The sequence below is a fragment of the Klebsiella sp. BIGb0132 genome, from assembly GCF_024810075.1.
Lineage (GTDB): Bacteria > Pseudomonadota > Gammaproteobacteria > Enterobacterales > Enterobacteriaceae > Klebsiella > Klebsiella terrigena.
Window position 1 is genome coordinate 47,741 of the sequence record NZ_JANUDW010000011.1, and the last position, 20,730, is coordinate 68,470.

19 protein-coding genes are annotated in these 20,730 nt (G+C 62.2%); 7 read left to right on the top strand and 12 right to left on the bottom strand.

Annotated features, from left to right (window positions below; all coding sequences use genetic code 11):
• Window positions 1-114 precede the first annotated feature (114 nt).
• From M2416_RS22940 to hflK, 4 genes are read right to left on the bottom strand one after another with little or no spacing between them, the layout of a single operon-like run.
• The gene (locus M2416_RS22940) at window positions 115-2,061 is read right to left on the bottom strand and encodes a heavy metal translocating P-type ATPase (RefSeq protein ID WP_259227006.1); all 1,947 of its coding nucleotides are present in this window, start codon (window positions 2,059-2,061) and stop codon (window positions 115-117) included.
• The gene (locus M2416_RS22945) at window positions 2,058-3,128 is read right to left on the bottom strand and encodes an SPFH domain-containing protein (protein ID WP_076945616.1); all 1,071 of its coding nucleotides are present in this window, start codon (window positions 3,126-3,128) and stop codon (window positions 2,058-2,060) included. The genes M2416_RS22940 and M2416_RS22945 overlap by 4 nt, the downstream gene beginning before the upstream one ends.
• Window positions 3,125-4,126 carry an SPFH domain-containing protein gene (locus M2416_RS22950; RefSeq protein ID WP_259227009.1) on the bottom strand — a complete coding sequence of 334 codons (1,002 nt, stop codon included), beginning with the start codon at window positions 4,124-4,126 and terminating at the stop codon, window positions 3,125-3,127. The genes M2416_RS22945 and M2416_RS22950 overlap by 4 nt, the downstream gene beginning before the upstream one ends.
• Complete coding sequence (gene hflK / locus M2416_RS22955) at window positions 4,123-6,030, bottom strand: protease modulator HflK (protein ID WP_259227011.1); 1,908 nt, start codon at window positions 6,028-6,030, stop codon at window positions 4,123-4,125. Before hflK ends, M2416_RS22950 begins: the two co-directional genes overlap by 4 nt.
• A gap of 262 nt (window positions 6,031-6,292) precedes the next feature.
• On the opposite strand from hflK, the gene M2416_RS22960 reads away from it, so the two are divergent.
• The 3 genes from M2416_RS22960 (at window position 6,293) to M2416_RS22970 (ending at window position 7,544) form a co-directional block, all read left to right on the top strand.
• Window positions 6,293-6,544, top strand: a complete 252-nt coding sequence (locus tag M2416_RS22960; protein WP_259227013.1) for a hypothetical protein — start codon at window positions 6,293-6,295, stop codon at window positions 6,542-6,544.
• A gap of 105 nt (window positions 6,545-6,649) precedes the next feature.
• Window positions 6,650-7,009 carry a hypothetical protein gene (locus tag M2416_RS22965; protein WP_076945612.1) on the top strand — a complete coding sequence of 120 codons (360 nt, stop codon included), beginning with the start codon at window positions 6,650-6,652 and terminating at the stop codon, window positions 7,007-7,009.
• A 70-nt stretch (window positions 7,010-7,079) separates the two neighbouring features.
• Complete coding sequence (locus M2416_RS22970; protein ID WP_259227015.1) at window positions 7,080-7,544, top strand: helix-turn-helix transcriptional regulator; 465 nt, start codon at window positions 7,080-7,082, stop codon at window positions 7,542-7,544.
• Between the two features lie 19 nt (window positions 7,545-7,563).
• Here the strand turns inward: M2416_RS22970 and M2416_RS22975 are convergent, their stop codons facing one another.
• Complete coding sequence (locus tag M2416_RS22975; protein ID WP_076945602.1) at window positions 7,564-8,610, bottom strand: LacI family DNA-binding transcriptional regulator; 1,047 nt, start codon at window positions 8,608-8,610, stop codon at window positions 7,564-7,566.
• A gap of 227 nt (window positions 8,611-8,837) precedes the next feature.
• On the opposite strand from M2416_RS22975, the gene M2416_RS22980 reads away from it, so the two are divergent.
• The 3 genes from M2416_RS22980 (at window position 8,838) to M2416_RS22990 (ending at window position 11,366) form a co-directional block, all read left to right on the top strand.
• A complete protein-coding gene (locus tag M2416_RS22980) occupies window positions 8,838-9,995 on the top strand; it encodes an adenosylhomocysteinase (RefSeq protein ID WP_259227018.1) in 1,158 nt (385 codons plus the stop codon).
• 68 nt (window positions 9,996-10,063) lie between these two features.
• Window positions 10,064-10,384: a putative quinol monooxygenase gene (locus M2416_RS22985; protein ID WP_076945600.1), complete on the top strand. Its 321-nt coding sequence runs from the start codon at window positions 10,064-10,066 to the stop codon at window positions 10,382-10,384.
• Window positions 10,377-11,366, top strand: coding sequence for a Gfo/Idh/MocA family protein (locus tag M2416_RS22990; protein ID WP_217698312.1), 990 nt, complete (start codon window positions 10,377-10,379; stop codon window positions 11,364-11,366). Before M2416_RS22985 ends, M2416_RS22990 begins: the two co-directional genes overlap by 8 nt.
• A 20-nt stretch (window positions 11,367-11,386) precedes the next feature.
• Here M2416_RS22990 and M2416_RS22995 read toward each other — a convergent pair whose 3' ends face one another.
• The 6 genes from M2416_RS22995 to M2416_RS23020 form a co-directional block, all read right to left on the bottom strand.
• A complete protein-coding gene (locus M2416_RS22995) occupies window positions 11,387-11,980 on the bottom strand; it encodes an NTP transferase domain-containing protein (RefSeq protein WP_374761803.1) in 594 nt (197 codons plus the stop codon).
• Window positions 11,981-12,072: 92 nt separating this feature from the next.
• The gene (locus tag M2416_RS23000) at window positions 12,073-12,531 is read right to left on the bottom strand and encodes a (2Fe-2S)-binding protein (RefSeq protein WP_076945598.1); all 459 of its coding nucleotides are present in this window, start codon (window positions 12,529-12,531) and stop codon (window positions 12,073-12,075) included.
• Window positions 12,528-15,752, bottom strand: coding sequence for a molybdopterin cofactor-binding domain-containing protein (locus M2416_RS23005; protein ID WP_259227021.1), 3,225 nt, complete (start codon window positions 15,750-15,752; stop codon window positions 12,528-12,530). The genes M2416_RS23000 and M2416_RS23005 overlap by 4 nt, the downstream gene beginning before the upstream one ends.
• 57 nt (window positions 15,753-15,809) lie before the next feature.
• Window positions 15,810-16,145, bottom strand: a complete 336-nt coding sequence (locus tag M2416_RS23010; protein ID WP_259227022.1) for a hypothetical protein — start codon at window positions 16,143-16,145, stop codon at window positions 15,810-15,812.
• A gap of 50 nt (window positions 16,146-16,195) precedes the next feature.
• The gene (locus tag M2416_RS23015; protein ID WP_123709178.1) at window positions 16,196-17,650 is read right to left on the bottom strand and encodes an AMP nucleosidase; all 1,455 of its coding nucleotides are present in this window, start codon (window positions 17,648-17,650) and stop codon (window positions 16,196-16,198) included.
• Between the two features lie 132 nt (window positions 17,651-17,782).
• The gene (locus M2416_RS23020) at window positions 17,783-18,028 is read right to left on the bottom strand and encodes a histidine kinase (protein ID WP_259227024.1); all 246 of its coding nucleotides are present in this window, start codon (window positions 18,026-18,028) and stop codon (window positions 17,783-17,785) included.
• Window positions 18,029-18,216: 188 nt separating this feature from the next.
• Between M2416_RS23020 and M2416_RS23025 the strand changes: the two genes are divergently transcribed.
• Window positions 18,217-19,758, top strand: coding sequence for an alpha/beta hydrolase (locus M2416_RS23025; protein WP_374761804.1), 1,542 nt, complete (start codon window positions 18,217-18,219; stop codon window positions 19,756-19,758).
• On the opposite strand, the gene M2416_RS23030 is transcribed toward M2416_RS23025, so the two are convergent.
• On the bottom strand, window positions 19,750-20,682 hold the full coding sequence (locus M2416_RS23030) for a nucleoside recognition domain-containing protein (protein ID WP_076945594.1): 933 nt from the start codon (window positions 20,680-20,682) through the stop codon (window positions 19,750-19,752). The two genes, M2416_RS23025 and M2416_RS23030, sit on opposite strands and share 9 nt — an antisense overlap.
• Between the last annotated feature and the right edge of the window lie 48 nt (window positions 20,683-20,730).

The window sequence follows — 20,730 nt, forward strand, 5'->3', positions numbered from 1 at the left end:
AGGCTTTTTGTCGTTTGCAGCGCTGTCGATTCACGAGGGAAATTGCCCTTCGTGCGGGATTTCCCGCCTGCCCGCGTCCGGTCTCAAACGGTCCGGACGGCGGGGTGACTGTTTTTACCCTCGCGGTTCGCGACCCGCGCGCTTATCCTTCCCGCGCCGGTCGTCGAACTGCAGCAGCCTTCCGGTATTCAGCAGCACCAGCAGAGTGCTGAGGTTGTGCAGTATCGCCGCCACCAGGGCGCCCGCCGCGCCGAGCAGCCCCATCGCCGCGGCAATTACGATTAAAATCGTCCAGCCAAGGCCGATAAAGACGTTGACCCGCAGGGTGGCGCGGCACCGGCGGCTGAGCCTTACCGCCAGCGGCAGACGGCGTAAGTCGCCGCCGGTCAGCACCACGTCGGCGGAGGCCAGCGCGATATCGGCGCCGTTGCTGCCCATCGCAATACCGACGGCACCGGCCTTGAGCGCCAGCGCATCGTTGATCCCGTCGCCAACCACCATCGGGCGCCATCCTTCACTGACGGCCCGCTGCACCTGCTGCAGCTTTTCGGCCGGCAGCACTTCGGCCGCCAGCTCGTCGATGCCGGTCCGCTGCGCCACGCGCTGCGCGACGGCCAGGCGATCGCCGGTCAGCAGCAGGAAGCGGCCGATGCCGAGGTTTTGCAGCATTCCGATGGCCTCCGGCGCCTCGGGGCGGATGGTATCGTCGAGCAGCAGCCAGCCGAGAAAAACGCCGCCTTCCGCGAGACCGACCGTCGGGCCGTCGTGGTCGGGGAGCGGGGCGACCGCGATCCGATAGCGGTCAAAGAGCTCTTTTCGCCCCAGCAAAGCCCGGCCGGCAGCGGTGGTGGCGACGACGCCCAGCCCCTGAATCTCCTCCACGTCGCGCAGCGTCATCTCTTCATCATCTGCAGGAAGGGCGCCAACCATCGCCCGGCTCACCGGATGATTACTCGCCGCGCCCAGCGCCGAGGCCAGCCGCAGCAGAGATTCGCGCGGACGCGCGGTTGTCGGGATAACGTCAACCAGCCGCAGCCGCCCCTGGGTCAGGGTGCCGGTTTTATCAATAATGACCGCATCAACGTCCGCCAGCTCCTCAAGAAAGGCCGCGTTGCGGATCAGGATGCCGTGCCGGGCAGCCACCGCGATCCCCGCCATCGAGGTGGCCGGGGCGGAGAGCACCAGGGCGCAGGGGCAGGCCGCGACCAGCACCGCCAGCATCGCCTGGCTGTCGTAGGTCAAAAACCAGGTCGTCGCGGCGATCAGCAGCACGAGGATCAGATAGTGTCCGGCGTAGCGTTCCAGCATTCGGGTGATGGGCGGTTTTGCCTGCTCGGCGTCCTGCATCAGCGCCAGCACTTTCCCGAGGGTAGAGTGCTCGCCCGTATGGGTAATCTCGACGCGCAGCAGGCCGTTGAGATTCAGCGTTCCGCCGAAGACCGACATTCCGGGGCCGACCTCCGCCGGGACCGATTCACCGGTAATGGACGCCACGTCGAGGCTGGCATTACCGGAGAGGATCTGCCCATCGGCGGGAATTTGATCGCCAGGGCGAACCTCAACCACGTCGCCGGGGCGCAGCTGCTGGCTGCCGATATTTTCCAGCGATCCGTCCTGGCGCAGGCGTCGCGCCCGGCTGTGCGCCAGCTTGCTCAGCCCGGCGATGGCCTGGCGGGTTCCCATGACGCTGCGCTCTTCCAGAATATGGCCGAAAATCATGATCACCGGCAGCAGCGCGGCGGTCATCAGATCGCCCAGCGCCCACGCCCCCAGCATCGCCAGCACGATCAGCAGGTCGGTCACCCCGTGGAGATCCGGATGCAGCAGGCTGTGCCAGCCGGCGCGAAATACCGGCACGGCAACCAGCAGCCAGGCAACGCCGGCCAGAATATCGCCGATCGCCGGCTGATCCGGCGCCACGGCGCGCCAGAGCAGGCTGAGCAACAGCAGCCCGATGGTTATCATCGCCAGCGTCAGCCGACGCGCCATCCGCCGCTGCTCCGCCGGGGTCTGGAGATGATTGCTGAAGTGAATATGTCCGTGGCTGCACGACTGGCTCATGGTGATTTCTCGCTGGCCGGCGGGGTGGCCGGCTGGGGGGGAAGGCCCTGGAGGATCAGGCGGCTGTCGTCTCCGGGGGCGACGGTAATAACCTGTCCGGCCTGCGACAGAATGCGGCTGACCGCATCGCGCCACAGGCGCAGCAGCAGTCCGCCATCGCTGCCGTCGCGCCGGGTTTGCGCCAGCTGCAGGATGGTTCGGGTATCAACGCTGGCCTTCGCCAGGGTCTCCTGGCGGCCGGCTTCTGCCTGCTGGATGGTGCGATCCGCCTGCTGCTGCGCCTGCTGGCTCAGCAGCGTGGCTGCGGTTCGCGCGCTGGCTATCTCTTTATCGGCCTGCTGGCTGGCGGTCAGCACGGCGTTGAAGGCCGCCACCGCGTTAGCCGGCAGGGATGAAACGATATCGACGCGCTCAATGACGATGCCCGGATCGTTGCCGCCGGCGGCCATCTGCGCCAGGCTTTGCGCCATGTTATGCCTGAAGTCGCTGCGCAGACGGATGCGCTCCTCCGCCGAGTGACGGTCGTTCTGCTGGCTCTCCGGTCTGGCAACCAGAATCGCGTCCAGGCCGCGCTCCATGCAGACGACCGCGGCGGCGCGTTCGGTCAGGCGATCGATCAGCGGCGCGATATGCGCCCGTTGGAGCGCGAAGCGGACAGGGTCGCTGACCCGCCAAAATACGCGGACGTCCAGCTGCACCACGCCTTCGTCGCCGGTTAACAGATAGCCTGCACCGGCGCCGGCATCGCCGTCGCGCTCCCAGTTGTTGATCTGCTCCAACTGCTGGTCGCGGCGCAGCACCGCCACGTCTCGTTCGAGAATGCGTTCGGCGGCCGGCACCAGCTCAATGCTGTTGACGGGATGCGGCCAGGCAAACAGCAGCCCCGCGTTCGCCACGCGGATCGGCCTGCCAAACTGAAAGACCACCGCCCGGCTGTCGGGGGCCACCGGATGGATACAGGAGAACAGCCACGCGCCGGCGGCAAGGATCGCCGCGCCGTACAGCGTAAAGAAGGCGATGCGGTACGACTGTCCCCAGGGCGTTGAGCCCGGCGATGCTGAGGTCATGGCTGCGGCGTCCCGGTCAACGGCGTGGGGCCCTGCACCAGGGTGCGGAACGGTTCCGCGTCGGTGCGCAGCACCAGGCGGGTGCTGGCGTTAACAATCGTGCTCAGCGTATCCAGCGAACGCAGCAGGTCGTACAGCTGCGGGTCGCTGGCCCGCGCCTTGCCGTAGATGCTGGCCGCGTCGCGCTGGGCGTCGGCGCTGATGGCCGCCGCTTTCACCGCGGCGTCGGCCTGCAGAATGCGCGCATCGCGATCCGCCCGGGAGTGGATTTCCGCCGCCTGACGTTTGCCTTCGGCGGTGCGTTCGGTGGCGATGGTTTCGCGCTCGGCGCGCATGCGGTCCACCGTGGCGTTCAGCGTGACGGCCGGCAGGGTCAGACGCTCGATCCCGGTCTGGATCAGCTCAATGCCGTAGCTTTTCAGCAGCTGGGCCTGCAGCTGCGACTGCAGCTGGCTCTCCAGCTGGGCTATTTTGACCTTTTTAGCATCGACGTTAACGATGTCCGACAGCGCGTAGCTGCTGGCGGTGGTCTCCAGCGCGGAGCCGACAAAGGTGCGGATTTGGCGGGCGGCCTCATCCGGCTGGTTCTGCACGGCGCGGATAAAGCGCAGCACGTTATCGTTATCGGGTTTGACCTTCCAGATAACCCAGGCCTGCACCAGCACCCGCAGGCCGTCGCGGGTGCCCACGTCCTGCAGGCCGCTGGAGGTGGAGCGAATGCGCAGATCGACGTCGAGCGGCGTTTCAAAAGGCGCCGGCAGCCGCCACGCCAGACCGGGCGCGAGCAGGACGCGTACCGGATCGCCAAAGCGGGTCACCACGGTGGCGCTTCCGGCGTGGACCTCCAGCAGGCAGGCGGTTAGTACCGCCAGTGTGACCAAAAATGCCGCCACGGCGAGGCGAATACCGCGCCTGCGGTGCTGCGGGGCGGGTGGAGCGATCTGCCGCTTAACGGCGTTTGGGGGGACGTGGGTGGCGGCTATCGCGCGGATCTTCATGGTGTGCTGGCCTTCTGTGGGGCGGTACTGTCGGATAAAGCGGGATACTGACGGAGATCGAGCACCGGCTCGCTGCTTCCCTGGAGATGGCTATCAAGGATCAGCAGCGGGGTATGGGCCAGCGCCTGGCTCAGTATGTGATAGCGTCTCTCGGTAATAAACGCCTCGCCGGCCTGCTGCCACGCCTGCCGTTCCGCGGTGAAGGTCACCGCGGCGGCCCGGGCCTGCGACAGGTTTTCGGCGGCGGAGGCCTCGGCGTTATTCAGGCCGCTCAGGGCATTACGCTGCGCCTCGCGGCTGACCTTCTCCGCATAGCCCTGTTCGCGGGCAATTAGCGCGTTTGCCGCGATCTGCGCGGCCTGCACTCCGTGGTAGGCGTTGGCCGCCCCGGCGGGAGGATGGATGGCCTCAATGCGGGTGAACAGCAGCTCCACGCCGGTATGCAGGGCGGTAAGACGCTGCTGGATTTGCCGGCTGAGCTCGCTGGCCAGCGTCGCCCGCTGCTCGTCAAGCAGTCCATCGAGCTGCTTGCTGGCAAACTGGGTCACCAGAATCTGTCGGGCGAGGCTGCGAATCATCCCCGCCAGGTCTTCGGTCTGGTACTGGCTGTTGAGCGCATCGCGATCGCTAAGGCCAATGCGCCAGATCACGCGGATATCCATATTCACGATCTGGAAGTTCTGCTGGTCCATGGCGGCGCTGGCGATGACCTGGGACTGGTCCGTGGCGTGGCTGCTATCCCACAGCCGCCAACTGCTCTGCGGAGCCGGGCCTTCTGCGGCGTCATCGGGCTGGCGATCCGGCTGCGCTGCCTCGGTGATATCGCTGAGCTGGAGTTCATGCACCGCGCCGTTCTCAACGGCGACCACCCGGCCAAAAGGCCACGGCAGTCCGGCGTGCAGGCCGGGTGCCAGTACGGCGATCGGCCGGCCAAAACGCTCGTATATCCCGCGCTGATGTAGCCCCACCTCCGTTAGCCCGCTGAACAGCCAGCCCAGCGCCGCGATGCCCAGGGTCACCGGTACAAGCCGGCGACCCATCAGACGAAAGGCGTGGATCTGACGCAGATCGACGCCAAAGCGCTGCTGAAATGAGTCCAGAGCGTGCAGCAGCGGCCGCGGCGGCCACTGATACTGTGCGGCCAGCAGGCTGCGGGTCAGAAAGCGGGGAGCGGAGTCCGGCGCAGGGGGAGAGGCCAGCGCGGCCAGGGCGCGCAGCGCATACTCCAGCGCCACCAGCAGGATCGTCAGGCTCGCCAGCTTAATGCCCCACAGCGCGGGGGCGGGGGCGGGGAACGCCATCGCCGCCAGCAGGGAGAGGGTGAGCAGCAGAAAGAGGCTGAGCATCAGGCGGGCAAGCCCCACGTGCTGCTGCCGATGAGGCCAGCCGCGAAGGGGGCGGAAGCTGAGCATGCGTTCGAGCAGCAGCAGCGTAAAGCAGAGCAGAATAAAGAAGCCGACGGCGATCGGCCGCGGGGCGTCGGCCAGCTCAACGGGCCGGGCGTCCGCGATATTGGCGATGGCAAAGGCGCTGGCGAGCGCAGCGGCGATCAGGGTGGTGGCCAGATGCTGATGAAAATGGCGAAGCCAGGCCTGCGCGTTTTCCGGCAGCAGCCGGCGCAGAAGCGTCGGCTCCTCCTCCGGGCTCCCGGCGGACGGTGGGGCCTGCCTCCCGCCGCCTTCGCAGCGCAGCGCGTTTTCGACAAACGCCAGCGCGACCAGCACCGCGGCGAGCATCAGGCGCGTGACGGGAAGCCAGAACCCGGTGACGGAAAACAGCGCCAGGAACAGATAAATCGCGCCAGCGATGGCGAGAAGGGCGTACAGAATGGCCTGCGCGATGAGCAAACGCCGGCTTCGCGAAGCGGCCCGAGGGCTACTCTCGGGTAGAGGGGGCTGCGCCATAGACTCTCCAGTTGATCCGTCCCTGCCCGACGCAACCCGGGCAAACGATCTGCTGAAGTCACCGCTGAGACGAAGAACCGATGGTGTTATATGATAACATCCGCAATATAAACAAAGCGCCCGGTCCTGGATAGCCTGCGACCAGCGTAAAGGTGGATGTTATATTGTAACAATGTATTTATTGTGCAAGATAGCGCTGGCGCCGAACGGGCGCTGTGGTAGGGTTTTCTCATCAATAACTGGGCCGGGACGCGTTTCTAAGATGAAAATTTATCGCATAGTACTTTTAACCGTTGCCGTGAGTTCCCCGACGGCCTGGGCCTTCCAGGCTAAAAGCGTGGCTTCTGCGGAGGTGAGCGCCGCCGAGCTGAGAAAATCGGAAGATAACATCGTCAGCAATTTTTATAGCCACAACGACGCCGGCTTCCAGACTTCCACCTTAGGCACCTGCAGTGCGACGCCGGTTCCCGGCTGCCACTGCGCCTTCTGCACCATGCTGCGCGGCGGCGCGTAACCCGTTTTTCTCCACAGAGCCTTAGCGGTTATTGTTGATGGCTGGTTGAGGGGGAGTCGCGGACAATAGCGTCGCCTTCCCCTTTTTAACCCGCAGAGAAAGCTGATGTTTAAAATCATTTATCTGGCCGCCGTTATGGCCATGCTGTCAGGATGTTCAGGCTTTATCGATAAGGTCAAAAATACCGAACTGAAAGAGGAATATTTCTCCGCCAGCGTAGACCGCACCCAGGGATGTCTGCAGTATCAGTCACTCCGCCATCAGTTTTATCTTGAGCAGGACGATCCGCTGCCCAACGGTGATAAAAGATACAACCTTCTGCGAGACCACGATGCGGTGGCGAATATCGACATGGGAAAATCGGGCAAACAGACGCTGGTCAATTTCTTCTACGATAAAAGAGACCCGCAGGTCAAAAGCGCGCTGACCGACATTATCCATCAATGCCACCGTGACCTGGATTAGCCTCTCCGTCCGCGCGGCGAGGAGCCGCGCGTGCCGCACCAGGATCGCCGCTCCTCAGGAGGCGTGAAGGGTGAAAGGAGGGATCGTTTTACCATCCACGGTCAGGCCGGCGAAAGCGAGCATCGGCGCCACGGTGGCTGACGATAAGGGGTGGCTGCAGGGCTTTGCCGATCCGCGGCTCTCCATGGTGCTCAGCTGCATTCACGGCGAACCCGCCCGCGGCTGGACCCTGCAAACGCTGGCCAAAAGCGCCGGGATGTCGAGAACCTCGCTGGCGGTGCGGTTTCGCGAAAGAATGGGGATCCCGCCGCTGGCCTATTTAACCCAGTGGCGCATGTACCTGGCGCGGCGCGAGCTGCTGGCGGGGGCGGCGATCGCCGAGGTGGCCGCAAGGGTCGGGTACGCTTCCGAAAGCGCGTTCAGCAGCGCCTTTAAGCGGGTGATGGCCGTGGCTCCCGGCCACTATCGTCGGGATGCGCGCAACGATGCCGCACAACCGGCGGCAGCCGGCGATGCGAATAGCGGTGATTTTTAGTCGCTATTCCGGCAGGGCGCTACTTCGCCGCCGGCCCGGTTGAGCCGCGAAGCCGCAGGTGCAGATCGAGGATCGCCGGCTTCGCCCGGACGTGCGACGGGCCGAGCTGGGCGAGCAGCAGCTCAACCGAGCGCTGACCAATCTCTTCTGCGGGAATGGCGATGGTGGTGAGTTCCGGGCTTAGCAGGCGGGCAATCTCCACATCGTTAAAGCCGATAACGGAGAGATCGCCGGGGATCGATTTGCCCATTTTTCGGGCCGCGCGGTACAGCGCCCCGGCGAGCAGATCGTCATCGCAGACCACGGCGGTAACATCATTCTCCAGCAGCTGCAGGGCGCAGGCCGTGGCCTCCTCAACGCCGAATCTGGAAAACTGGCGACGCTGCGGCGCAAAGGCGATGCCGACAAGCGCCAGCTGCTGGACAAAGCTGTCAAAGCGACGCTGGAACAGCGCTCGCGGGTAGCGGGCGGCAAGGTAGCCGATACGCTGGTGCCCGAGGGCGGCCAGGTGTTCGGCCACGGCCTTCATCACCCCAACGGTATTAAGATCGATACCGCTTAGCGCCTCGTCATCGGCTTCAATATAGACAACGTTATTCTGCATCGGCGCCAGGCGCCGCTCGGTCTCTTTGTCGCTGGCGTAGACGATACAGCCGGCGATGGTGTGGCTGTTGAACATCTGCAACAGGCGCCCGGCCCAGTCCGCGTCGGCGAGGGTGTCGATCAGGATAATATTGTAGCCGTGGCGACAGGCGAAAAGCTCTGCGGCATAGAGCACCTGACCAAAAAAGGGCTGCTGCAGGTCGGGAACCGCGAAGGCGAGGGTTTTGACGATCCCCGTGCGCAGCGTCTGGGCGGAAACGTTGGGCCGATAGCCCAGCTGCCGCGCGGTCTCTTCGACCAGGGTCCGGGTGGCGGCGGAGACGCGGCCGGCGGATTTTCCCGAGAGCACCAGCGACACGGTGGACTGGGAGACGTTAGCGGCCCGCGCCACCATCGTACTGGTCACCGCGCCTTCTCGTTCGCCGGACCGGGGATCCGGACGCGTTTTTCCACTGTCAGCCATGTCGTCTCCTTTTTTACGCCGCCTATGATGCCTGTCGTTGCCGGGTTAGACAAGGACGGGCTGTAAACCGCCCCCCGGGGAATCCTCCTCCAGGTCATACGTATTACTTAATATGGGATCGCCGTCACTCATTGACTATGAAGTCATACGTATGATGTCGATCGCCGGCGCCAGCAGACGCCGATCGGTGTGACAACGTTCGAGATTAACTTCAGGAGCAAAACGCTATGCCTGGTCGTATTGAGTGGGTACAAGAGAACTGTCGTTTACTGCGGGAGATTGCCGGTGAGTTCCGCGAAACCCGGCCATTTGCCGGGCTGACCATTGGGACCGCTATTCACCTCGAGCCTAAAACCGTGGCGCTGTTAATGACGCTGCGCGACGGCGGGGCCGATATCGTCGCCACCGGCAACCTCAACTCAACCCAGCCGGACACGCTGGCGTGGCTGAGTGAGAAGGGGATTCGGGTGATCGGTGAAGCCACCCAGGATCCCGGGCGTCATCGTCAATTCCTGCAGCAGGTGCTGGCGGCGAAGCCGGATATGCTGCTGGATAACGGCGGAGATCTGTTCGAGCTGTTCCTTGAGCAACCCTATGATTCCCTGCTGGGCGGCACCGAGGAAACCACCTCCGGGCGGATGCGCCTGGCGCTGAGGCGAGCCGAGCTGAACCGCCCGATCCTCGTTATCAACGACAGCCCGATTAAACAGTTTGCCGAAAACGAGCACGCGGTCGGCCAGAGCGTGCTGGAGTCATACATGCGGGTGACGAACCGGATAACCAACGGCCAGCGGGCGACCGTTTTCGGCTACGGCGCCTGCGGCATGGGGGTGGCGTATAACTTCCGCAATGCGAACGCCAAAGTCAGCGTGGTGGATAACGAACCGCTCAAGCGCCTGCGCGCGCATCTGGACGGTTTTGATACCCCGGACCGGGAGACGGCGATCCGCAGCGCCGACGTCATTATCACCGTAACCGGCGGCGGGCGCGTTCTTGGCTCTGAAGATCTGGCGCTGTTAAAAGATAACGTGACCCTCGCCAACGCCGGCCATTTCCCGACCGAAATTGACGTGGCGGATATTGCCGCCCACGGCGACATTCGCGATATCGTGCGTTTCGCCGAGGGAATAACCTGCTATACCCTGGCGAACGGTCGGCGGATCCGCATTCTCACCGACGGGCATATGCTGAACCTGGCCGGCCCGCGCCCGCTCGGCAACTCAATCGAATCGATGGATCTCGGCTTTGCGCTGCAGTCGCGCTGCCTTGAGGCGGTGGCGCGGGGTTACGTCACGCGCGCCGATTGTGTGGTGCCGGTTCCGCGCGAAATCGATGAGCGGGTCGCCAACGGCTACCTCAACCTGCACTACCCGGCAGGGCATTAATCATAGACAACTCCCGGCGCGGAGCCGACGTCGAGGACGCCCGCCGGATTCACAGCAAGAGGAACAGTATGGAAAGCAGCGGCCATTTTATTACCGCCGAAATCACCCTTAACGCCCGGTGGTCCATCGAGGAGGGGCAGCGCGCCATCGATGACTTCTGCGCCGCGATGCGCCAGGAGCCGGGCTGCACCCTGGCCCAGGCCTGGCAGGATAATGCCGACCCGCGCCGGTTTATTCTCTGGGAGCGCTATGAGGACCCGGCGGCCCACCAGCGCCACTTTACCCTGCCGCATACCCAGGCGTTTATCGACGCCGGGTGGGTCAGCCTGGTTCGGGTTTTCGAAACCACGTTGCCGGCGCGCGCCGGTGGGGAGCATAACCATGATTAACTGGGGCATTTTGGGCACCAGCTTCATTTCCGGGGTGATGGCCGAGGCCATCGCCCGCGCGCCCGGACACCGGCTCTATGCGGCGGCGGGGCGCTCGGCCGCCGGGCTGGCCTCATTTGGCGAAAAGTACGCGCCGCAGCGCCTGTTTAACGACTACGCCCGGCTTATCGCCGATCCTGAGGTTGACGTGGTCTATATCGCCCTGCCAAACCATATCCATCATGATTTCGTGATGCAGGCCGCCCGGGCGGGAAAAGCCATCTTGTGTGAGAAATCGCTGTCGGTGGATATGCCGCGAACCGAAGCGGCGCTGGCGGCGGTAGAAGAGCATCGCGTCTTCTTTATGGAGGGCCTGATGTACCTGCACCATCCGCTGATTGCCGCGCTGATCGATATCCTCAACGGCGGCGAGCTGGGGGAGGTCCGTTCGCTGACGGCCCGCTACGGCGCCAGCATTGCCCACCTGGTGAATCCGGACAGCCGGGGGGCGATTTACAACCTCGGCTGCTATCCGGCCTCATTAGCCCATTTGGTGATGCAGCACCGCCTCGGCGACGCGGTGGGCGACTACCGCCTGGCGGCGATGGGCCGCCGTGGCGCAGACGGCAATCTCGCCGAGGCCACGGCAATCCTGAGCTGGGCCGATGGGGCAGTGGCCTCCCTGCACTGTACGGAAGATTACGGCATGTTCTGGGATTTCAGCATCCAGGGCAGCGTCGGTTCGCTGCGCATTGAGAGTAACCCCTGGCTCCCGGAAGCCGGCGGCAACCGCATCGCCGTCACTCCCTACGAGGGAAAAACCCGCTATATCGATATCGCCGCCGCGGGCGACGCGTTTGACTATCAGGTGCTGGCGGTCGGCAGCGCGCTGGCGCAGGGGGCGCGGGAAGTGGCGCGACCGGCGGCGAGAGCCGAAGACTCGCTGGCCATTATGCGGATGCTCACCGCCTGGGAGCAGGGCGCCGAAGCCGGTCTGGCGTAGGCGCGACAAATATATCGCGTTCAGCCCCTCGTCGACGCGGGCGTCGGCGGGGCGACCCTCTCCGGCGTCTCGCCGCTGGCCCGGCAGCGGGCCAGCAGCTGCTGATACTGCTGCGGGGTATCAACATCCCAGTGAATGCCATTTTCTGCCACGCCGACCGCTTGGCTACCAAACTGACGCACAACCGTTTTGAGATTATCGTCGGCGCCGGCAGAGACTATTTTTTCAATAATCGAAAACGGCAGCAGAATCGGATGACCCCGGCCCTGCTGATACTCGGGGATAAGGCACGTCTCTTTGCGCTGCCGCCACAGGGTCGCATAGACGCCAGCGCCGGCAGCCGGCATATCGCCGAGGGCGATAAAAAAATGGCGCGCTTTAATGTGCTTTACGCCCGCCTGGATGGATGAAAACATCCCCTCCTGATAGCTCGCGTTATGAACCAGCTCAATATCTGGATGATGCGCATAGCGCTGATGCAGCTCGGCACCTCTGAATCCGGTCACCAGGATAACCCGATCGCAGAATGAGAGCGCATCGGCGATGGCGCCGTCGAGGACGGTCCCCTCTCTCCATGGCAGCATCATTTTCCAGGTCCCCATTCTGGTTGACATTCCCGCCGCCAGAATCAAACACTCTTTAACAGGCATACGTCCTCCGCCACTCTCGGCGCCCCGGATATCAGCTCGTCCGGGGCGCCGCAAGCTCAGGCCTTCAGAATCGCTTTTATCGAGGTGATAATCGGCTGATAGCCGGTGCAGCGGCAGAGGTTACCCTCCAGCGCCTCGCAAATTTCGCTATCGGAAGGTTGAGGGTTTTGATCTAACAGGGCCTTCGTGCTCATCAGTACCCCCGGCGTACAGAAGCCGCACTGGACGCCGCCGTGGCGCACGAACGCGTTTTGCAGCTTCTTCCCGACGGCGTCATGCTGCAGGGCCTCAATCGTGGTGATTTCCGCGCCGTGGCACTGGGCGGCCAGCAGGAGGCACGAGCAGACCGACTTTTGGTTCATAATCACCGTGCAGGCCCCGCACTCGCCGACGGAGCAGCCCTCCTTGGTGCCGGTTAGCCGCAGATCCTCCCGCAGGAAATCCAGCAGGCGGGTGTTATCGTCCACTTCGCGACTGATGCGAATGCCATTAACCTTCAGCTCAATTCGGTTCATTTTTTTGCCACCTTCTGCTCTGCCAGCGTTTCCTGCATCATTTGCCGGAACATATCTTCAAATACCGGTATTTTGTAAGGGGCCGACCAGCGTCCGCCTATCGCCTCATGCATGATTTTGTTCAGCGCCTGGACCGCATCCTCAATTCTCTTCTCGTCGAGGACAAACCCCGTCAGGCAGGCCTCAACCTCCGTTAGCCGCTGGGGTTTGCTGAGCAGAGCGCCATCCACCAGGCGGCAGAGCGCCAGGGTGCCATCGGCAGAAAAGGTGAACAGGCCCGTCAGGCTTTGGCGGGTGATATTCAGCGCGTTGCGGCGTCCCAACTGTAAATACCGCTGCTGTGATAGCGGCGCGGGCGGGGCGGGTAATATGACCCTGGTGACGATTTCACCTTGATCCAGCGCCGTGCGGTAGCCGCCGACGATAAAGTCGCTGAGCGCTATCTGCCGCGCGCCGCTGGCGCTGCACAGCTCCAGCCTGGCGTCATAAATAATCAGCGGTGGAACCGAGTCGGCGCAGGGCGCGGCGTTAACGATATTCCCGCCGACCGTCGCCTGGTTGCGCAGCTGGAGAGAGCCGATAGTTTTGCAGGCCGTGACCAGCAGAGGGTAGCGCGCCTTAATCTGCGGGTGCCTGACCAGGTCGGTAAAGCAGACCCCTGAGCCGATAATCAGCTCGTCGTTAAGCTCTTCTATCTGCCTGAGCTCCTGCAGCCCCGCAATATTGACCAGCTCAACCTCGTCGGTTTTCAACCGCGCCTGTACCAGAACGTCGGTCCCGCCGGCGATGGGCTGGCTATTTTCCCGCGCCAGCATCCGCAGCGCCTCGTCCAGATTTTTCGGCGTCGCCATTCGCAGCGTATTGAGGCGCAGAACCTGCTTATGCTCCGCTCCCTCCGCCATGAGTTCGCTCTGGCGCTCGGGTTTTTTCAGGTTATAGCCGAGGCGCACGCGCTCGAGGGTCAGGGGAAGCTGACGGTTGCGTTTCTCCAGAGCGAAGCAGACCGCGTTGTTAAGCGCCGCGGCTCCCAGCTCAAGGACCGGCTCGCCGATGACCTTGGCGCCTAAAGGCCCGGCGCGGTCGTGGTTTTCGACGGCGATAATATCGATATGGGGCATATCCTGGATGGTGGGCAGCAGATAGGTGTCAAAATTCTCGGATTTCACGGTCCCGTTTTCGGTATTAAAATCCTCCAGCATGCCGTATCCCACCATCCCCTGCAGCACGCCGCCGTAGACCTGGCCGGCAAAGCCGACGGGATTTATCACCTTACCCACATCGTGGGCGGCGACGACGTGATTGATAGCAATCTTGCCGGTGCGGGTATCCAGCGCAATATCGGCGATCTGGCAGCCATAGACCCAGGTGAAATAGGGGCTGCCGCAGCCTTTTTCTTCATCCCAGTGGATCGCCGGCGCCACGTGCCAGCCGTAGGAGGAGAGGTTGGCTCCCGTCGCCCGGGTCAAATCGACAACCTCCTGAAAGGTCAGGGTAGTTTGCGGTTGGTGCCGATTGAAGACTTTCCCCTCCTGCCATACCAGATCGTCGATACCGGCGGCCCCCAGCCGCTGGCTGACGGCGTTGGCCATCCGCTTCTTGATTTTATTGGCGGCGCTCAGGATGGCCTGGCCGCCCATCAGCGTGCCGCGGGAGGCGACGGTAGAGCCGCCGTCGGCGATCATCGAGGTGTCAGGCTCAGAGAACATCACCCGATCCAGGCCGATGCCGAAGGCTTCCGCGGTAATCAGCGACATGGTGGTTTGCAAACCCTGGCCGTTTTCAGAGACGGAGGTTGAAATGTTGATGCTGCCATCGGCGTTCACCTGCATCAGCGCCGATGAGGCGTCGAGGCCCTCCGCGCCGAGGGAGCACCCGCGGTGGCTGAGCGCCAGGCCGATACCGTAGCGCACCGGCCCGCCCTCGGCGTTGAGCTTGCGATAGTGCTCACGCCTGGCAACGAACTCCGCTTTCGCCATGGCTTTTTCGAGGACCTCCTGCGCGGAGACCGTATGATTATCAAACACCTGCCCGGCCATGCTGGTATCGCCCTGGCGGAGAATATTGCGCAGGCGCAGCTCGACCGGGGAGAGCCCCATCGCTTCGGCAACCTCGTCCATCAGCGATTCATTGGCAAAAATCACCTGCGGAGCGCCGTAGCCGCGATAGGCGGAAGTGTAGTTATTGTTGGTATAGACCCCCGTCACGTCGACCCGCACGTTGGGAATGTTGTAAGGCCCGGCGGCCTGCACGGAGCTGCGCCAGGTTACGAACATGGTCTGCCCGGAGTAGCTGCCGCCATCGGCGATAATATCGACCTTAATCGCCTGAATGCGGGCCTCATCATCGAGGCCAATCTTGTACTTCATCTTATAGGGATGGCGTTTATAGCTCTCCCGCATCGACTGTTCCCGATTGTAGGAGATCTTGACCGGGCGGGAGGTCAGATGCGCCAGCAGGGCGGCCCGGCAGGCAATATTGTCGATAATATCGTCCTTGCCGCCAAAGGACCCGCCCAGTATCGAGCGCTTAACGTTGACCCGCGACTGCGGAAGGGCGAGGTATTTTGCCACGATCCCGCGTATCCGGTGGGCGTTCTGAATCGAGCCGGTAAGGGTCATCACCTGCTCGTTATTATCGATCCAGGCGGTAATGGATTCAGGTTCTATATAGCCATGTTCCTGAAACCCCACCTCGTACTCGCGTTCAAAAATATGCGTAGAGGCGGCAAAGCCGCTGTCGATATCGCCTTTGACGGTGTGGTGGTGATTAATAATATTGCTGTCGAGTTCGCTATGAATCAAGCGCGCTCCGGGCTTCATGGCCTCTTCTGGCGACACGATGGGCTGCCATGGCGTATAGGTTATAGCGATCTTTTCCGCGGCAAGGCACGCCGCTTCATAGGTTTCGGCGGCGACGACCGCAATGACATCACCGCGATAAGCAATTTCATCGCGAATAATGGGGGGATAGTCGGGAATGATAACGCCAAGGCTCTTCTCGCCGGGAATATCCTCCCACGTGGCAATACGCACCACGCCAGGAACGCTCCTCGCCGCAGATAAGTCGAGCGAATCAATGCGTCCTGCAGGAATATCGACAAAACGACAAACGCCGTACAGCATATTTGCCATTTTAATATCATCGCCGTAAATAGCCTTGCCGCTCACCTTGGCCAGGCCATCAACGCGCGCGACTTCATTGCCAACCAGCGTAGTGGTCATATTTTTCTCCGTTTCCAGGGTCCTGTCCCTTATACGAACGACGCCCGACGGATGGTGTCACCGTAGGTCGCACTGCCGCAGCTGCGCGGATGTCTGTTGCGCGGCATAACGGTCGTAAAGACGTTTTTGCCTATCGGGCGAGAAGTAGCAATAGCTATGCCAGCTCAAAGGAATGCGGTTTTCGGGGTTGCCAACTGTGATGCCGATCGAACTTATTGGCGAAACGACGCTGCCTGCGAGAGAGGCCGCCGCCGTTGCCGGGGGATTATCACCTGCCGGGCGATAATTATTATCATAATGATAAAGGGCGGTGATGAAGAGATAGCCTTTCGGCGTCGGGAGGTGGCGCATGGCGACCAGAGGGCGGGGCGTTCCGCGGGCGTTTCCCGGCATTAGCGCCCCTGGGCGCCGGGTTGCGCCCAGGAGAATTCGGGGAAGGAAAGCTAGCGGAAAGGCGGTTCGTTGAAGGTGCGCAGCTTGCGCGAATGCATATGATCGCCTTCGGCCCGCAGGAGGTCGATGGCCTTAATGCCAATCTGCAAATGCTCTGAAATAGCCCCTTCATAAAAACGGTTGGCCTGGCCGGGAAGCTTTATCTCACCGTGCAGCGGCTTATCAGAGACGCACAGCAGCGTGCCGTAAGGGACGCGGAAGCGGTAGCCCTGAGCGGCGATAGTCGCGCTTTCCATATCAATTGCGACGGCGCGGCTGAGGTTGAAGCGCAGCGCCGAGGCGGAATAGCGCAGCTCCCAGTTGCGATCGTCGGTGGTGACGACCGTCCCGGTGCGTAGCCGCTGCTTAACCTCTTCGCCCGGCATGCCGCTGATCTGCTTGGTGGCGTCGTACAGCGCGCGCTGGACCTCGGCGATGCTGGGGATCGGGATATCCGGCGGCAGCACCGCATCGAGCACGTGGTCGTCGCGCAGATAGGCGTGCGCCAGCACGTAGTCGCCGATGGTCTGGCTTTCGCGCAGGCCGCCGCAGTGGCCAATCATCAGCCACACGTCCGGGCGCAGTACCGCCAGATGATCGCAGATATTCTTGGCGTTAGAAGGGCCAACGCCGATGTTAATCAAGGTGATCCCCTGGCCATCTTTGGTGATCAGGTGCCAGGCGGGCATCTGGTGCTTTTTCCATGCCAGGTCGGACACGGCCTGCTCCGGCGCTTCGGTATCGGCGGTGATCCAGATCCCGCCGGCGCAAGAGAGCGCGATATAGGGGCTGTCGGGATCGAGGATCTGGCTGCAGCCCCAGCGCACGAACTCATCCACGTAGCGGGTGTAGTTGGTGAACAGGACGTACGGCTGGAAATGATCGACCGGCGTGCCGGTGTAGTGGCGCAGGCGGGCGAGGGAGAAATCGACGCGTCGGGCATCGAAGTGGGAAAGCGGGTGGTTTTCGGTCGGGTGGAATATCCCGTCGGCGGTTTCATCGCCAATCTGCGACAGCTCGGTGGTCGGGAAATGGCGGGTCAGGCCCGCGCTCATCGAGCGATCGAGGGTCAGCGCGGAACCGTCGATTACGTAAGGGTAGGGAATTTCATGCTGCGAAAGCCCAACGCTAATGTGCGCGCCGTAATCCTCATACAGCAGGGTGAGCTGTTCGAGGAGGTAGGTGCGAAATAGCTTAGGATTGGTAATAGTGGTGCTGTAGCAACCGGCGTGGGTGAAGCGGCCCCAGGCGCGGGTTTTGAGGGCCTTGTGATCGGCACCATCCCAGGAAACGGACAGCAGGGGATAGACAAACAGCCCCTGGGCACGGACGCTCTCGTCAGGGAGCACGTTGTGGTTGATGTACTCGCCAATGGCTTTACGTAGCGCATTGACCGACTGCTCATACTGCGTTTCTAGCTGACTCAGCGCTTGTTCCGGGGTCAGACTGGCGGCCTTGTGGTTCATCATTCGCTCCTTGTTTCAGGTCTGCTGACGTGTTCGATAGTATGTCACAGACCGAAAAGAGCGAAGGGGAATTTCACCGGCTGAGCGATGAAAATACTGCAAATAGAAACAGTTGGTGATGATTACTGGCGGCTATTCGGCCTCGGAATGCGCGCTATCTGCCCAGCGCTCGGCGCTGAAGTGCGTCGCCTTTTGCACCTTCAGGGTCACCGCGGGGTCGTCGTTGATGCGGTAGCGGGCGTTTGCCAGCGGCGTGAGCTTATCGCCGATTTTTAAGCCGCAGTGGCAGGGTTCAATCTCGGCAATGATCAGCAGCTGGCCGCTTTGTAAAACCACGCGGGTCGTCTCGGTGCAGACCTTTTTTACCCACCACTCCATCTCTTTCTCTCTGGCCTGTTATATTCCCGGCGATAATTGTCTTTTGCTCCGCTTCTGACAATAAGAATAGCCTTTCGGTTTAGTCTATGTTTAAAAAGCGTCTCGCAGGCTTTAATCACACAAACACCAAGGCGCCAATGCGCCAACGGTCGTCATATACGGCATAGAAAATGGACAGCGATATGGCAATGATGCGCTTTACCCGACACCTGAATAAAGCTGGTTTAAAAGTCGCCTCGCTGGTGAAAAAAATCGCCGTGGGCCTGCTTATCGTGATTGGCGTTTTTTTTGCCGGACGTATTTATGAAACCCAGCGCGGGCCTGCGCTGCATTCGTGGCATACCTGGTCCGCCGATGAAATGTCGGCGGCTGAGATTGACCGCACCACCTTCGCCGGATATCTGGCGCGGGAGGGGGTTATTTTTCAGCAGATGAAAACCCAGCTGACGGATGCGCTTCCAGATAATGAAAAAACGCCGCTCAACCGTTTTTATGCCCAAAGCGAGGTCTACCCGGAGAAGTTTCAGCCTAACTGGAACCGCTCCTTCGTGCTGCTGCCGGAGGGAAAGCCGCGCGGCACCGCTGTGCTACTGCACGGGCTGACGGACTCGCCCTACAGCGTGCGCTATCTGGCAAAAGCCTATCAGCAGCAGGGGTTCGTGGCGGTGGTGCCGAGGCTGCCGGGACACGGCACCGCGCCGGGATCGCTCACCGCCGTTGACTGGCAGGCGTGGATGGCGACAACGCGCCTGGCGGTGCGCGAAGCGACGCGGCTGGGCGGGGCGCAGGTACCGCTGCACGTGATCGGCTACTCCAACGGCGGCGCGCTGGCGCTGAAGTATGCGCTCGACGCGCTGGATGATAATGCCCTGCCCGAGCCGCAGCAGATAGTCCTGCTGTCGCCGATGATCGGGGTGACCGCGTTTGCCCGCTTTGCCGGGCTGACGGGGCTGCCGGCGGTGTTCCCGGCCTTTGCACGGGCGGCATGGCTGAACGTGGTGCCGGAGTTTAATCCTTACAAATACAACTCGTTTCCGGTGAAGGCGGCCCGCCAGTCGTGGCTGTTAACCCAGGCGCTGCAGGAGCAGATTATCCAGGCCTCCCGCAGCCAGCGGCTTGCCGCGCTGCCGCCGGTGCTGACCTTCCAGTCGGTGATGGACTCCACGGTGAGCACCCGAGCGGTGGTTGATTCGCTGTATCGTTACCTGCCGCAAAACGGCAGCGAGCTGGTGATTTTTGATATCAACCAGGCCGCCAACCTGCGGGCGCTGTTTCGTCCCGCGCTCTACTCTGCGGTCAGCGCGCTTCTGCCGCCCGCGCCGCGGCAATATAGCACCACGGTGATTACCAACGCCTCGCCCACCACCTACGAGACGGTGGCACGCACCACGCCGGCAGGAGAAAAAGAGGAGCGGGTGACGCCGCTGAACCTCGCGTGGCCGCAGGATATGTATTCGCTTTCGCACGTGGCGGTGCCGTTCCCGCTGAACGACTCCCTGTACGGCCGCGAGCCGACGGAGAAGAACCTTTACGGTATTAGCATCGGTACGATTTCGCTCCGGGGAGAGACCTCCAGCCTCAGCGTCGGGCTGGATACGCTGATGCGCGTGACCTCCAACCCGTTCTTCCCGTTTATGATGGCGCGCATTGACCAGCGCATCGGCTGCGGCTTCCAGCCTGATATGCGGGCCTGCCTGCGGCCTGAAGCGCGGGTTGAGGCCTCAAAATAGCGAGACGTGCATCAGGGTGCGAACCGCGATGCCAACCATGGCGCCAGGCGCGACAAAGCGGAATAGGCGGACAAACCGCGAGCTGACGCCAAGAAAAATGCCGATCCCCGGCAGATCGAAGGTTTGAATCAGCAGCCCGGCGGAAGCGTTAATCTGGCTGACGGTGACCTTGCCCTGCTGAATGAGCTCAGAGATGACGCCAAAGTAGGCCGTGCCGCCGGCCACGCATTTGACCAGCGCCGGCAGGACGAAGTTTTCCGGAATATGCAGCCACAGCAGCAGCGGCATCAGCAGGCGCTGCAGCATATCAATCAGCCCGGCCGCCTGCACCAGCCCGACGATGGTGAGCGACAGGATCAGCATCGGCACCGCGCCGAGGGCCAGACGAATTGCGTCGGAGCCGGCGCTGTTGATAACGGAAATGATCCCCTGGCTATTTTGCTCCGCGTTGGGTAGCGCCTCCGCGCGGGCGTTTTCGACGGTCGACAGCCGGCGGCCGGTGAAGTACCAGGTTGCCGCCGCCGCGCACAGCCCGCCAACAATCGAAATGATTATCGAGGCCATCCAGTGCAGGCCGAAGGGCGCGAGGGGGTAGAAGACGTTGCCTTGACCCATAGCAAAGACCATGGCCAGGGTCGCGGCCATCTGTCGGTCAGAGACGCCGCGTTTATCCATAATCGACAGGGTCGCCAGCGGGGCGGCAAAGCTGACGAAATTCATCTGGATCAGGGCAAAAGCGCTCATCCCGGTTAAACCAAACGGCTTGAGCAGCGGCGCCACCCAGCGGACGATAACGTCGAGCACCCCGCGTACTTCCAGGTATTTCATGATGATCAGCATCACTACCATAATGGGTAGCAGGGTATACAGCGCGACGTTAACCGAGGATTTCCCCGCCGACATAATAATGCTTATGACATCCATTTATTTTTCGAGCACCGCCTGCAAAATCACTAATTAGCCTCATGATAA